The sequence below is a fragment of the Microbacterium sp. NPDC097977 genome, assembly GCF_040302605.1.
Taxonomy (GTDB): Bacteria; Actinomycetota; Actinomycetes; order Actinomycetales; family Microbacteriaceae; genus Microbacterium.
In genome coordinates this window covers 1-14,579 of the sequence record NZ_JBEOUR010000024.1, presented here as the reverse complement: position 1 = coordinate 14,579, position 14,579 = coordinate 1, and the positions used below count along the sequence as shown (strand labels likewise).

The window sequence follows — 14,579 nt, the reverse complement described above, 5'->3', positions numbered from 1 at the left end:
ATGACATCGATCTCCGCTGCGCAGATCGCCGCTCTCGGCTCGACCCCGGTGCGCCCGCTCCGCTAGAGCCGTTCTCCCCCCGCACGACGTCACCGGATGCCGGACTCCGAGAGTCCTTTCGCGCGTCCGTCCCCTTCAGCAACCGCTTCCCCATACGAAACTCGTCTGAGAGACATGTCTTCCTCGCCTTCATCGCAGAACGCCTCGCCGTCCTCCACCCTCTCCACTCCCGCCGCTCTGTGGCGCCTCAAGCCGTTCGTCAAGCCGGTCATCTGGCGACTCGCCGGCGGTGCCGCGAGCGCGCTCGTCGCCGCGATCATCGCCCTGATGATCCCGATCGTGCTCGAGCAGATCATCCGCGGACCGGTGCAGGCGGGTGCGCTGGAGGGCATCGCCTGGGGAGCGCTCGCCGTCTTCGCCCTCGCTCTCGGTGAGGCTCTGATGGTGTGGCTGCGCCGCCAGTTCGTGCTCAACCCCGCCACGCAGGTCGAGTACAAGATGCGCACCGAGCTCTACTCGCGTCTGCAGACGCTCCCGGTGTCGTTCCACGACCGCTGGCAGTCGGGCCAGCTGCTGAGCCGCATGATGCAGGACATCGGCCTCATCCGCCGGTGGCTGGCCTTCGGCCTCGTGCTGCTGGTGGTCAACCTGCTCACGATCGTGATCGGCTCGGTGCTGCTGTTCCGCTGGCACTGGCTGCTGGGCGTCATCTTCATCGTGACCGCGATCCCCCTGTGGATCCGCGGGTACCTGTTCGAGAAGCGCTACGGTGCGCTCACGCGTCGCAGCCAGGACCAGGCCGGAGACCTCGCGACCAGCGTCGAGGAGAGCGTGCACGGCATCCGCGTGCTCAAGGCGTTCGGCCGGGGGAAGCACGCGCTCAGTCGCTTCAGCCGCCAGGCCGAGACCCTGCGCGAGACCGAGATGAGCAAGGCCGGCGCGATCGCGTCGATCTGGTTCTGGCTCGACCTGATGCCGCAGATCGCCTTCGGCCTCAGCCTGATGTCGGGCATCTGGCTGATCTCGCAGGGCGAGATCGATCAGGCGCAGCTGTTCGCGTTCTTCGCGATGGCCGTCGTGCTGCGGTGGCCCATCGAGTCGATCGGCTTCCTGTTCTCGTTCATGCTCGACGCACGCACCGCGACCGATCGCGTGTTCGACATCTACTCCGAGACGAACTCGATCGCCGACCCCGAGAAGCCGGTGCACATCGCCGAGCCGCGCGGCGAGCTCGCGTTCGAGGGGGCGCGCTTCCGCTACCAGGACGCCGCCGCCGACGAGCGCGATCTGCTCGACGGCATCGACCTCGTGCTGCGTCCGGGCGAGACCATGGCCCTGGTCGGTCTCACCGGCAGCGGCAAGACCACGCTGACCACGCTGCCCACGCGTCTGTACGACGTCACCGGCGGCCGCGTCACGCTCGACGGCGTCAACGTGCGCGACCTGCCGCTGGCCGAGCTGCGCCAGCACATCGCGATGGCCTTCGAAGACGCCACGCTGTTCTCGGCGACGGTGCGCGAGAACGTGCTGCTCGGTCGGGCCGACCTCGATGTGCACAGCGACGAGGGCGAGCGCGTGCTGCGCGAAGCGCTCGACGTCGCGCAGGCGGCCTTCGTCGACACGCTGCCGGAGGGCGTGGAGACGGTGATCGGCGAGGAGGGGCTCAGTCTCTCCGGCGGTCAGCGTCAGCGTCTCGCGCTGGCGCGCGCCGTCGCGGCCGCACCCAAGGTGCTCGTGCTCGACGATCCTCTGTCGGCGCTCGACGTCGACACCGAGGCGCTCGTCGAGGAGGCGCTGCGGCACGTGCTCGCCGACACCACGGCGATGATCGTGGCCCACCGTCCCTCGACCGTGGCGCTCGCCGACCGCGTGGCTCTGCTCGAGGCGGGGCGGGTGACCGCGGTGGGCACGCACTCCGAGCTGCTCAGGACGAGCAGCCACTACCGCCACGTCATCTCCAGCCTCGAGGCGGAGGAGGCGGCGCGCACAGGGGCGATCCCGATCATCCGCGACGCCGAGGTCGAGATCGACGCGACGGTCGCCGAGGGCATCCGTGCGGAGTCCGCCGACGATGCTTCGTCAGGCTCAGCAACCGCAGTCGAAGAGGACAAGGAGGTGCAGCGATGAGCTCCACCATCACCGGAACGCAGGACGAGGACCGCTCCCGCTACACCAAGGAGGAGAGCAGGGCGATCCGTCGCCGATCGCTGCACCTGCTGGGCTCGCTCGTCCGGCCGCTGAAGCCGCGGATCATCCTCGCCGCGGTCGTGCTCGTCATCTCGACGGCGCTGCAGGTGGCGGGACCGATCCTCATCAGCATCGGCCTCGACCGTGCCCTGCCGGCCGTCCTCGAGCGCGCGGACTGGATGCCGACCTTCATGATCGGCGGCATCTACCTGCTCGCGGGCGCCGTGGCCGCGGCGATGATCGCCTGGTACGTGATCATCGCGGCCAAGCTCACCCAGGCGGTGCTGCTCGACCTGCGCAAGCGGATCTTCCTGCACACCCAGCGCCTCAGCCTGGAGTTCCACGAGTCGTACACGTCCGGCCGCATCATCTCCCGGCAGACGAGCGACCTGGATTCGATCAAGGAACTTCTCGACGGCGGCCTCAACGAGCTTGTCTCGGGCGTGCTCTTCGGTCTGTTCACCTTCATCGCCCTGTGCGTGTGGGACTGGCAGTCCGGGCTCATCCTGGCGATCGGCGGCATCCCGCTGTTCTTCCTGATGCGCTGGTTCTACTCGCGCTCGCAGCTGGTCTACCGCGAATCGCGCGTCATCAGCGCGAAGGTGATCGTGCAGTTCGTCGAGACCATGACGGGGATCCGCGCGGTCAAGGCGTTCCGCAAGGAGCCGCGCAACGACGTCGTCTTCCAGAAGATCGCCGGCGAGTACCGCGACGTCAACCGGCGTTCGATGCTGCTGTTCGGCACCTTCGAGCCCGGCCTGATGGGAGTGGCCGCGCTCGTGCTCGGCATCGTCGTGCTGTGGGGCGGTATCCGCGTCTCGGAGGGCGCTCTCACGGTCGGCGTGCTGCTGTCCGCCGTGCTGTACGTGCGCAACTTCTTCGCGCCCATGCAGGAGATCGCGATGTTCCTCAACTCGTACCAGTCGGCCACGGCGGCGCTCGAGAAGGTCTCGGGCGTGCTGGAGGAGGTTCCGACGGTCCCGGACCCCGAGAAGCCGGTCGATCTGTGGGAGTCCCGCGGGCACGTCCGGTTCGACGAGGTCACCTTCGGGTACAACGGCGAGAAGACGATCCTGCCGAACTTCTCGCTCGACATCGCGGCGGGCCAGACGATCGCGCTGGTCGGGACGACCGGGGCGGGGAAGTCGACCCTCGCGAAGCTGATCTCCCGGTTCTACGACCCCTCCGCCGGATCGGTGACGCTCGACGGCGTCGATCTGCGAGACCTGCATCCGAAGGACCTCCGCCGCGCCATCGTCATGGTGACGCAGGAGGCGTACCTGTTCAGCGGCACGGTCGCCGACAACATCGCGCTCGGCAAGCCGGACGCCTCGCTCGAGGAGATCCGGGCCGCGGCGCGGGCGGTCGGCGCGGACGGGTTCATCTCGTCGCTGCCCGACGGCTACGGCACGGATGTGAACAAGCGCGGCGGTCGCGTGTCGGCGGGTCAGCGTCAGCTGATCTCGTTCGCGCGCGCCTTCCTCGCGGACCCCGCGGTGCTCATCCTCGACGAGGCGACCGCATCGCTCGACATCCCGTCGGAGCGGCTGATCCAGGACGCCCTGCAGACCCTGCTGAAGGACCGCACCGCGATCATCATCGCGCACCGGCTGTCGACCGTCGCGATCGCCGACCGTGTGCTCGTGATGGAGCACGGCAGGATCATCGAGGACGACACGCCCGCGTCGCTGATCAGCGGCACCGGCAAGTTCGCGCAGCTGCACGCGGCGTGGCAGCAGACCCTGGTCTAGGTCGGGCCGGGTTCTCGGCGGATGGCGATCTCCCCTCGGGAGGTCGCCATCCGCGCTTTTCCCCCGCGGCCGTCGAGGCCTGGGTAGCATCGAAGCATGGACCCTCTGCTGCTCGCCGTCGAGTGGTGGTGGCTCGCGCCCGTCGCGGCCGGAGGGGTGGCGGCCGGAGCGGTGGGCATGGGGCGACGACGTACAGCGGGTGGACGCCGCCTCGAGTTCGATGCCGCGCGCCATGATCTGCGGGCCGCCCGGCAGAAGGCGGTGCAGAGCCGGATGGCGGTCAAGCTCGCCAGGGCAGACGTCACCCGCATCTCGGCCGAGCGCAGCGCGCGTCGCGCGACGGCGGAGCAGGTCGCCGGAGCGAAGCGGATGCTGCGCATCAAGGAGAGCGACGCCAAGGCCGCAGCCGCAGATGTGCGGGCGAAGCAGGTGCGGCTGTCCGCCGCGCGCGCGGCCATCCCCGCATCGCGGGCGCCGCGCCCCCTCGAACGGCTGCAGGGCGAGCATGACGCGGTCGTCCTGCGATGGATGCAGTACGAGACCGACCCTGGACTGCAGATCGCCTATCCCGCGATGACCGACGTCAAGCAGCCCGCGACGGCGGAGTACCTGCGCGCCGCGGGACGCGCGGTCGACGCGCGACGCGCGGCCGACGGCAAGGCGGGACCCGCCGAGTTCGCCGCCTATCGCGACGCGGTCGCCGACCTGGAGCGCGCCTTCGAGGCCGCCGAGCACGCGGCGAGGGTGCGCGCCGGCGAAGAGACCGCATCACCGGCCTCCGCCTGGCAGGAGACCGCACAGGACATGCTGAACCGCTCGACGGAGGCGATCGATCGTGCGGCCGGTGCGGCGGCATCCGCGCTCGCCGCCTGGAACGAACGCCGTCGCCCCGACAAGCGCTGACGCCGCCGCCCCGTGCGGGTCACTGGGTCACCGGGTCACCCGGTCACCTCTGCGAGGTCCACCGGGTACGTCACCTCGACGCCGTCGGGCGAGGTGACCGTGACGGACGCCGTGCCGGTCCCGCCGGGGAACACCCGCATCCGCAGTCCCTCGTGGTAGTCGTAGTCCGGCCGGTCGACGCGCGCACCCCAGGGGAGCACGGTGCCGGGGCGCACGTACAGCGGCAGCGAGTCGAAGCCGTGGACCTCGCGGCGCCAACCGCCGCCCTGCACGGTCTCGCCGGTCAGCAACGACGTCCAGGCGCCGTCCGGCAGGTAGAACTCGACCGAGCCGTCGGCGGAGAAGACCGGTGCGACGAGCAGGCTCGAGCCGAGCATGTACTGCCGGTCCAGGTAGCCGACCGCCGGATCCTCGGGGAACTCCAGCTGCATCGGACGCATCACGGGCAGGCCGGTCCGCGAGGCGTCGATGCCCTGCTGATACAGGTAGGGCATGAGCTGCATCTTGAGGTGCGTGAAGCGCCGGGTGACGTCGACGGCCTCCTCGTCGAACGCCCACGGCACCCGGTAGGAGCTGGAGCCGTGGAATCGCGAGTGCGAGCCGAGCAGGCCGAAAGCGGTCCATCTCTTGAAGACGCCGGCGTCCGGCGTGCCCTCGAATCCGCCGATGTCGTGGCTCCAGTACGCGAACCCGCTCAGTGCCAGCGACAGACCGCCCCGCAGGGTCTCGGCCATCGAGGCATACGTCGAGGTGGAGTCGCCGCCCCAGTGCACCGGCATGCTCTGGCCGCCCGCCGTGGCGGACCGGGCGAACAGCACGGCGTCGCCCGGTCCGCGGGCCTCGACGAGCACATCGTGCACCGCGCGGTTGTAGAGGTCGGTGTAGAGGTTGTGCATGCGTGACGGATCCGCGCCGTCGGCCCAGACCACCTCGGTGGGGATGCGCTCGCCGAAGTCGGTCTTGAAGCAGTCCACCCCCTGGTCGATCAGCCGGCGCAGATGCGCCTGATACCAGGCGGTGGCGGAGGGGTTCGTGAAGTCGACGAGACCCATGCCCGCCTGCCACAGATCCCACTGCCACACGGAGCCGTCCGGGCGGCGGACCAGGAATCCCTGATCCGCCGCCTCGCGGAACAGCGGGGAGCGCTGGGCGATGTACGGATTTATCCACACGCACACCCGGAGGTCCTTGGCGTGCAGTCGCGACAGCATCCCCTCGGGGTCGGGGAACACCCTGGTGTCCCAGACGAAGTCGGTCCAGTTGAACTCGCGCATCCAGAAGCAGTCGAAATGGAACACCGACACCGGCAGGTCGCGCGCAGACATCTCGTCGATGAACGAGCTGACGGTCTGCTCGTCGTAGTCGGTGGTGAAGCTCGTCGAGAGCCACAGACCGTACGACCAGGCGGGCACCACGGGAGGTCTGCCGGTCAGCGCCGTGTACCTCGCGATCACGTCCTTCGGGGTGGGGCCGGCGATCACGAAGTACTCGAGCACCTCGCCGGGGACCGAGAACTGCACCCGCTCGACCGACTCAGAGCCGATCTCGTACGAGACGTGGCCGGAGTCGTTCACCAGCACCCCGTATCCACGGTTCGACAGGTGGAACGGGATGCTCTTGTAGGCCTGCTCGCTGGAGGTCCCGCCGTCGGCGTTCCAGACGTCGACGGACTGGCCGTTCTTGACCAGCGGCCCGAACCGCTCGCCGAGGCCGTAGACGAGCTCGCCGACCCCCAGGTCGAGCTGTTCGTGCACGAACACGGAGTCTCGGGGGGCGGACCCGCCCTGACGCGCGTTGTCGACGATGCCGGGATCGACCTGGGCGTCGTGCGCGAGCCGGATGTACCCCTGCGACTTGGGGCCACTGCCGGTGACCCGACGGCCCTCGACCTCGAACGAGAGATCCCAGGGGGCGCCGGCCGAGATCCGGGCGATCAGGGCGCCGGCATCGAGCACGCCGCCCTCGGTGGTGATGTCGCGCGTCGCGTGCCCCGACCCGGCGCCGGGGAGCCGGAAGCCCTCGTGTCGCAGGCCGCCCTCGTGGTGAGCGATCCGCACCCGGATCACGCCCTCCGCCGGAGAGGAGAGCGTGGTCGTAAGCACCGGGCGGTTGAGCGTGTCGCCACGGCCGGCGATCACCCTGGTGGGGGCGGTGATGACGAGGCCGGCGCCGTCCGGCGTGTCATCCGTCTCGGCGATGTCGTAGGCCTGCTGGGCGTAGAGCGCCGTGACACCCGGTCGCAGCTGCCAGAACCCGTCGGTGAACTTCATTACTTGACTGCTCCTGCCGTGATGCCGCGCGTGAGGGTGCGCTGGAAGATGAGGAAGAAGATGAGCGTGGGGATGATGCCCAGCAGCGCCGAGGCGCTCGTGGTGGTCACGTCCATCAGCCGGTCGCCCTGCAGCACGCTGATCGCGACGGGGACCGTCTGGTTCGCGTTCGAGGCGAGGAAGGTCAGCGGGATGAGGAACTCGTTCCACGTCCAGATGAAGAAGAAGATGAGCAGCACCGACAGGGTCGGCCGGCTGATCGGGAAGACCACGCGCCAGAGGATCTGCCAGCGGCTGGCGCCGTCGAGCGACGCGGCCTCGAGGATCTCCTTCGGGAACGTGCCGTAGACGGACGAGAGCAGATACGTGCCGAACGCCGCCTGGATGACGGTGAAGACGATGATCACCGCCCACACGTTGTCGTACAGCCCGACCGATTTGAACATGAAGTAGAGCGGGTAGAGCAGCGCCTCCTGCGGCAGGAGGTTGGCCATCAGGAACAGCAGCACGATCCAGCTGCGGCCGCGGATTCGGCCGATGCCGATCGCGAACGCGTTCAGCATCGAGATCACCACCGCGAGCACCGAGACGACGCCCGCGATGAGGATCGAGTTCCACACCTTCTCGGGAAAGTTCACCCGCTCCCAGAACTTGATGATGCCGCCGAAGTCGAGGGTCTCCGGGAGGGCGAGCGGACCGGAGGTCGCGTAGTCGACGGGCGACTTGAACGAGTTGACGAGCACGAGGTAGAACGGCGCGATGACCAGCACCGCTCCCACGACGACGAGGGCGAGCAGCAGCCAGTCGACCGGACGCTTCTTCGTCATGCCCCCGCGGGGGCGGGCCTTGCCCGGCGTCCCGGTGACGATGGCAGTGGTGGCGTGCATCACAGACCCGCCCTTTCCTTGCGCTCGAGGGAGTTCTGCACGCGGATGAAGATGATCGACACGATGACCACGACGATGGTGAGCACGGTGGCGATGGTCGCTCCGTAGCCCACGTTCCGCTTGGTGAAGAACTCCTGGTACGCGTAGTACGCGGGCACGAGGGTCGCACCCGCGGGTCCGCCTCTCGTGATGATGTAGACCGGACCGAAGACCTTCAGCGCGGCGATGGTGCAGGTCAGGGTGACCACGAAGATCTCCGGGCGGATGATGCTGGCGGTGATCGAGGTGAAGCGCTGCAGCCAGTTGGCGCCGTCGAGCTCCGCCGCCTCGTACAGTTCGGGGTCGACGCGCTGCAGGGCGGCCATGAAGACCACGACGGGGTAGCCGAGCTGCACCCACACCATCACGACCATCAGCACGATCAGGGCGGAGGGCATCTGACCGAGCCAGTCGTAGGCCGGGAGGCCGAGCGCCCCCAGGATCTGGTTGAGCGCGCCGTCACCGCCCGGTCGCACGATCCAGCCGATCACGATGCCCGCGACGGCGATCGGCAGGATCTGCGGGAGGTAGTACGTGGCGCGCAGGAAGCTGCCGACCCTGCCGCCGAACTTGCGACCGACGACGTCGAACAGCAGCGCGGCGACGATCAGGCCCACGATCGTCGGGACCACGACCATCGCGATGATCATCCACACCGAGTTCGTGAAAGAGGTCCAGAAGTCGCCGTCGGTGAGGATCTTCTGCCAGTTCTCGAGCCCGATGAACTCCGGGGTGCGCACTCCCTTCCACTTCGTGAAGGTCAGGTAGAGGTTCCAGACCAGCGGGACGATGACGACGACGAGCAGCAGAGCGAAGCCGGGGAGCAGGTAGATCCAGTAGGCCCCGGTCCCTCCGCGGCGCTGCGGGATCGACGGCTCCTCGGGCGGCAGCTTCGTGCGGCCCTCGCGACGGGTGGCGAGTGACATGTTCATCTCCAGGAGGGTGCGGGGGCGACGCCGCGCGGACGCCGCCCCCACGAGCGGATCAACGGAATTCCGAGGTGCCTTCGTCGTACTGCTCACCGAGCTTCGTGTTCGTGGTCTCGGCATCCTGTGCTCCGGTGATCAGACCCTGGAGTTCCTGCACGATCACGTCGTAGAAGCCGGGGGCGGGCCAGTCCGGGTAGAAGGACAGCCCGTCCGCATCCAGCACGCCGTTGAACGTCTCGATCAGGGCCGCGCTCTTCTCGTCGGTGATGTCGGCGGGCTCGGCCGCGACCGGGAGGCCGCCGTTGTTGCCGATGATCGCCTGGATCTCGGGGCGCATCGTGATGTCGATGAACTCGTAGGCGAGCTCCTTGTTCGATGCGTTCTCGGGAACGACCCACAGGTTGCCGGAGGATCCGAGCGACAGGTCGGCGCCGGGGAAGGCGGTCATCGTCCAGTCGAAGCCGGTCGCCTCCGAGACGAAGCGCCCGAACCACCAGGACCCCGACACGAAGATCGGCGAGGTGCCGTTGATGAACGAGACACCCGCGTCCTCGGCTTTGACCGACGAGACGTCGGAGGCGATGTAGCCCTTGTCCATGTACTCCTGCAGGGTCTCCGTCGCCGCGGTGACCTCGGGGCCCTGCCAGTCGACGGGCTCCTTGTACAGCTGGTAGTCGTCGACGAAGCCGCGATCGCCCGCGTTCAACGCGAGCTGGTACCAGAGCTGGCCGAGGGGGTATTCGGCACCCGCCTCGGCGAGCGGCGTGACGCCCTGTGCGACGAACGCGTCGAGGACGTCGACGAACTCGTCGTAGGTGGTGGGGATCTCGAGGCCGGCGGCGGCGAAGGCGTCCTCGTTGTAGTAGACGCCGACGAACTCGCCGTAGTTCGGGATGCCGAACCAGGTGTCGCCGCCCATGACGCCGTCGTCGGAGTACTTCGCGGTGGTCTGCAGCGAGGGGGCGAGCTTGTCGTCCCAGCCGTACTCGTCCACGGCGTCGGAGATGTCCGCGATCAGGCCGGTGGAGGCCAGGAACCCGGCGGTCGCGTTGCCCTTGTTGAACTCCATCAGATCGGGGGCGGCGTCGGTGTCGAGCACCTGGCTGGCCGTCTTCTGGATCTGCTCGAACGACTTCTCCTCGAACTCGACCGTGGCTCCGGTCTCCTCCTCGAAGATCGCGATCGCCTCGGCCCACGCCTTGCCCATCGCGCTGTCCGCACCCTCGTAGTGCCAGAGCGTGAGGGTCTGTCCGTCACCGCCCTCGTCGCCGGATCCCGCCGTGCAGCCGCTCAGTGCGATGCCGGTCGCGGTGAGTGCGGCGAGAGCCGCCAACGTCTTCGTCCTGCGGGTGTTGCGTGCCATCGTCGGCACTCCTTTCTCGGTGGCCCCGGAGGGCCGGACACTTCATCGGGTCGGGTGTTCAGTTGTGGGTGATCGGCTCGAGATCGCATCGTCGAAGCGTTTCGACAAAATCGACGCGACCGCGATTCTCCGGAGGGGGTCACTCCCGGGCGGGAGCGACCGATCCGGCGGAGAGGTATTCGGGAGGGATGAGGTGGATGCGCGCGGGGGCGTGCGGGTCTTCGAGGCGCTGCACGGCGAGATCGATCGCGAGCTCGCACGACTGCTGCGGCACCAGGGGGATCGTGTCCACGGGCACGGGGAGCGTCGCGGTGTCGAAGGACGCCGCGGCAGAGATCACCGACACGTCCGTGCCGACGGTCAGCCCGCGCTCGGTCATGACGGCGAGCAGCGCCTCGTGCACGTCGCCGACCGCGTGCACCACGAAAGCGCGGATCCCGCGATCGAGGGCGGCCTCGACCGCCGTGCGCACGGCCGACGCATCCGTCGTCGTGACACCGGTGGTCGCCCACTCGAGGGCGACGCCCCGCCGCGTCGCCTGGGCCTGCACCCCGCGGAGCAGCCGGCGCGGGAAGTTCGACTTCACGTACGAGACCTCGGTCTGACCGAGCAGCACGGCGGCGGTATGGCCGGCATCCGCCAGGCGGTCGATCGCGAGGTGCCCTGCGGCCTCGAAGTCGAGGTCGACGCAGGTCAGCCCGTCCGCGTCGTCCGGGATGCCGATGAAGACGGTGGGGGAGCGCAGCGAGCGGGCGATGTCGGCCCGTGCGTCGTCGGGCGCGACGTCGAGCACGAGGATGGCATCGACCAGGTTGCTGGCGGCGACCCTGTTCATCCCCTCGGATGCCTGCTCGTCGGTCAGGAGGAGGATGTCGTAGCCCCGTCGGCGGGCGGCGACCGTGGTCGCCAGCACGAACGCCATGTGGGTGGGCGCGTGCGTGTCGGCACGCAGCGGTTCGGTGAGCGCGAAGATGTGGGTCCGGCGCCCCGCCAGCATCCTGGCGCCGGCATCCGGCTCGTAGCCGAGGGACCGCACCGTGTCCTCGATGCGACGGCGGGTCTTCTCGGAGACGGGCCGCTTGCCGCTGAGGGCGTAGGAGACGGTGCTGATGGACACCCCGGCGGCCTCGGCCACGTCGTGGATCGTCGTCATCGGGACTCCGTCATCATCGTCAGGTCACATCGTCGAAGCGCTTCGCCAGCGGCCTCGGGATCGATGATGACACGCACCTCGCCAGCGCGCAAGGCTTTTGTGGGCAATCGCAACAAATACCTGTGCCGCCGAGGGCAGGAGGGCACGACCGACCGAGGGGCGGATGGCCGACCGTCGAGGGGGAGGGGACCCGAGACCCCGACGCCCGCCTACGAGGCGATGCGGATCTGGGCGATGACCTCGGAGTACTCGGTCTCACCGACCGGGGTGAAACCGACACGGAGGAAGAATGCCTCCGGGCCGTCTTCGCCGGCTTCATAGATGACGTTGACGTGATCGAATCCGCGCGTCCTGGCCTCGTCGAGCAGGCTCTCGACGGCGAAGCGGCCGACGCCCTTGCCCTGGCCCTCGGCATCGACGTTGATGCGCCACAGCACGGAGCGGAAGTGCTCCTCGGGCGCCTCGGCGTCGAAGTTGGCGCTGACGAACCCGACGACGTGATCGTCTTCGAGGACGACTCGCTGCCAGGAGGTCTGCGGATCGATGACGGTCGCAGCGATGCCGTAGGACACCGGAGCGAGGAACTGCTCCTGCCCGGGCTTGAGCGACAGGTTGTTCACGGCGACGATCGTCGCGGCGGAGAGTTCGACCATGCGCAGTTCGGACATAGTCACAGGCTAACGCCTCGGGCGACATCGTGCCCGCAAACCCCGGGTTTTGGTCACGGCCCTGGGTGCGAGCCCCGCGCGAGGCGGTGCGGGCGGCTCCGCGCCCACGCCGGATGGGCCGCTCAGGTATCTTGGTATCGAGACAAATATGCCCTCGCGAACGGAGAACCTCCTGGTGACCGACGACGCCATCATCTACACGTACACGGACGAGGCACCGGCACTCGCCACCGCCTCCTTCCTGCCGATCATCAAGGCCTACACGGGACAGGCCGACATCGAGGTCGAGACCCGCGACATCTCGCTCGGCGGCCGCATCCTCGCCGCCTTCCCGCAGAAGCTCGCTCCCGAGCAGCAGGTCGGCGACGCGCTGGCCGAGCTCGGGGGGCTCGCCACCCTCCCCGAGGCGAACATCATCAAGCTGCCGAACATCTCGGCCTCGATCCCGCAGCTCAAGGCGGCGATCGCCGAGCTCCAGTCGCAGGGATACGACATCCCCTCGTTCCCGGACGAGCCCACCTCCCTCGAGGAGAAGGATGTGCGGGCGCGCTACGACCGGATCAAGGGATCGGCAGTCAACCCGGTGCTGCGCGAAGGCAACAGCGACCGCCGGGCCCCGCTCGCGGTGAAGAACTACGCCAAGAAGCACCCGCATCGCAACAAGGCGTTCGCGCAGGGGTCGAAGACCCGTGTGGCGACGCTCGGTCACGACGACTTCAAGCACAACGAGCGCTCGTGGGTGGCGGCGAAGGACGACGTCCTGAGCTTCCGCCACACCGCCGCGGACGGCACCGTCACGATCCTCAAGGAGGGGCTGAAGGTCCTGCCGCGCGAGATCATCGACGCCACGTTCCTCTCCGCCGCCAACCTCGACGCCTTCCTCGCCGAGACGCTCGAGACGGCGAAGAACGACGACATCCTCTACTCGGTGCACCTCAAAGCGACGATGATGAAGGTCAGCGACCCGATCATCTTCGGCCACGTGGTGCGCGCGTTCTTCCACGATGTCTTCGCACAGCACGGCGACGCGCTCGCCGCCGCAGGGCTCACCGCGAACGACGGACTCGGCTCGATCCTCGCGGGTCTGGGCGGCGTCGCCGGCGGTGACGAGATCGCCGCGGCGTTCGATCGCGCGATCGCCGAGGGGCCCCGCCTGTCGTACACGAACTCGGACAAGGGCATCACGAACCTGCACGTCCCCAGCGACGTGATCGTGGACGCGTCGATGCCCGCCCTGGTGCGCAACGGTGGCAAGCTGTGGGGCGCGGACGGCGGCGAGGCGGACACGCTCGCGGTCATCCCCGATTCCTCCTATGCAGGCGTCTACCAGGCCGTGATCGACGATGTGATCGCGAACGGCCCGCTCGACCCGGCCACGATCGGCACCGTGCCGAACGTGGGCCTGATGGCGCAGGCGGCCGAGGAGTACGGCAGCCACGACAAGACCTTCGAGATCGAGACCGCCGGCACCGTCCAGGTGGTCGACAGCGAGGGCACCGTGCTGATCGAGCACGAGGTCGAGCCCGGCGACATCTGGCGTGCCACGCAGACCAAGCACATCCCGGTCATGGACTGGGTGAAGCTGGCCGTGACCCGGGCGCGTGCGACCGGTGACCCCGCGGTGTTCTGGCTCGACGCGAACCGCTCTCACGACGCGCAGATCATCGCGAAGGTGCACCAGGGACTCGCGACGCTCGACACCAAGGGGCTGACCATCACGATCCTGGCTCCGGAGGAGGCGACGCGTTACACGCTCGCCCGCATGCGTCACGGTCTCGACACCATCTCGGTGACGGGCAACGTGCTGCGCGACTACCTCACGGACCTGTTCCCGATCCTCGAGGTCGGCACCAGCGCCAAGATGCTCTCGATCGTGCCGCTGCTCGCCGGTGGCGGCCTGTTCGAGACCGGTGCCGGTGGCTCCGCTCCGAAGCACGTGCAGCAGCTCGTCGAGCAGAACTACCTCCGCTGGGACTCGCTGGGCGAGTTCTTCGCGCTGGCCGCCTCGCTCGAGCACTTCGCCGACCGCACCGGCAACGAGAAGGCTCGCGTGCTCGCGCAGACCCTCGATGCCGCGACGGGCACGTTCCTCGAAGAGGACCGCTCGCCCGGGCGTGCGCTGGGCACGATCGACAACCGCGGCAGCCACTTCTACCTGGGGCTGTACTGGGCGCAGGAGCTGGCGGCGCAGACGACGGATGCCGAGCTCGCCGCCGCATTCGCGCCGATCGCCGCCACCCTCGCCGAGAACGAGGAGACGATCGTCTCCGAGCTCAACGCGGTGCAGGGCACGCCCGTGGAGATCGGTGGCTACTACCGTCCGGACGACGCGCTCGTCCAGGCCGTGATGCGCCCGTCCGCGACGCTGAACGGGATCGTCGACGCGCTGAACTGACAGACGACACGGAAGAGGGGGCCGGATGCGCGAG

The 14,579-nt window shown here is 68.6% G+C and carries 10 protein-coding genes; 4 read left to right on the top strand and 6 right to left on the bottom strand.

The window, feature by feature from the left end; translation table 11 throughout:
• Positions 1–174 precede the first annotated feature (174 nt).
• From ABTZ43_RS07680 to ABTZ43_RS07670, 3 genes are all read left to right on the top strand, one after another.
• Positions 175–2,127 carry an ABC transporter ATP-binding protein gene (locus ABTZ43_RS07680; RefSeq protein ID WP_350538387.1) on the top strand — a complete coding sequence of 651 codons (1,953 nt, stop codon included), beginning with the start codon at positions 175–177 and terminating at the stop codon, positions 2,125–2,127.
• On the top strand, positions 2,124–3,938 hold the full coding sequence (locus tag ABTZ43_RS07675) for an ABC transporter ATP-binding protein (protein ID WP_056412091.1): 1,815 nt from the start codon (positions 2,124–2,126) through the stop codon (positions 3,936–3,938). Before ABTZ43_RS07680 ends, ABTZ43_RS07675 begins: the two co-directional genes overlap by 4 nt.
• A gap of 96 nt (positions 3,939–4,034) precedes the next feature.
• On the top strand, positions 4,035–4,841 hold the full coding sequence (locus ABTZ43_RS07670) for a hypothetical protein (protein WP_056412088.1): 807 nt from the start codon (positions 4,035–4,037) through the stop codon (positions 4,839–4,841).
• A gap of 35 nt (positions 4,842–4,876) precedes the next feature.
• On the opposite strand, the gene yicI is transcribed toward ABTZ43_RS07670, so the two are convergent.
• From yicI to ABTZ43_RS07640, 6 genes are all read right to left on the bottom strand, one after another.
• A complete protein-coding gene (gene yicI / locus ABTZ43_RS07665) occupies positions 4,877–7,111 on the bottom strand; it encodes an alpha-xylosidase (protein WP_350538386.1) in 2,235 nt (744 codons plus the stop codon).
• The gene (locus tag ABTZ43_RS07660) at positions 7,111–7,998 is read right to left on the bottom strand and encodes a carbohydrate ABC transporter permease (protein WP_314095646.1); all 888 of its coding nucleotides are present in this window, start codon (positions 7,996–7,998) and stop codon (positions 7,111–7,113) included. Before ABTZ43_RS07660 ends, yicI begins: the two co-directional genes overlap by 1 nt.
• Positions 7,998–8,963, bottom strand: coding sequence for a carbohydrate ABC transporter permease (locus ABTZ43_RS07655; protein WP_056418779.1), 966 nt, complete (start codon positions 8,961–8,963; stop codon positions 7,998–8,000). The genes ABTZ43_RS07660 and ABTZ43_RS07655 overlap by 1 nt, the downstream gene beginning before the upstream one ends.
• Positions 8,964–9,021: 58 nt before the next feature.
• On the bottom strand, positions 9,022–10,329 hold the full coding sequence (locus ABTZ43_RS07650) for an ABC transporter substrate-binding protein (protein WP_149423601.1): 1,308 nt from the start codon (positions 10,327–10,329) through the stop codon (positions 9,022–9,024).
• Between the two features lie 139 nt (positions 10,330–10,468).
• Complete coding sequence (locus tag ABTZ43_RS07645) at positions 10,469–11,482, bottom strand: LacI family DNA-binding transcriptional regulator (RefSeq protein ID WP_350538385.1); 1,014 nt, start codon at positions 11,480–11,482, stop codon at positions 10,469–10,471.
• Between the two features lie 209 nt (positions 11,483–11,691).
• Positions 11,692–12,150, bottom strand: coding sequence for a GNAT family N-acetyltransferase (locus ABTZ43_RS07640; protein ID WP_056412076.1), 459 nt, complete (start codon positions 12,148–12,150; stop codon positions 11,692–11,694).
• Between the two features lie 175 nt (positions 12,151–12,325).
• On the opposite strand from ABTZ43_RS07640, the gene ABTZ43_RS07635 reads away from it, so the two are divergent.
• Entirely contained in the window at positions 12,326–14,545 is a 2,220-nt protein-coding gene (locus ABTZ43_RS07635) for an NADP-dependent isocitrate dehydrogenase (RefSeq protein WP_350538408.1), read from the top strand.
• Positions 14,546–14,579: the final 34 nt, after the last annotated feature.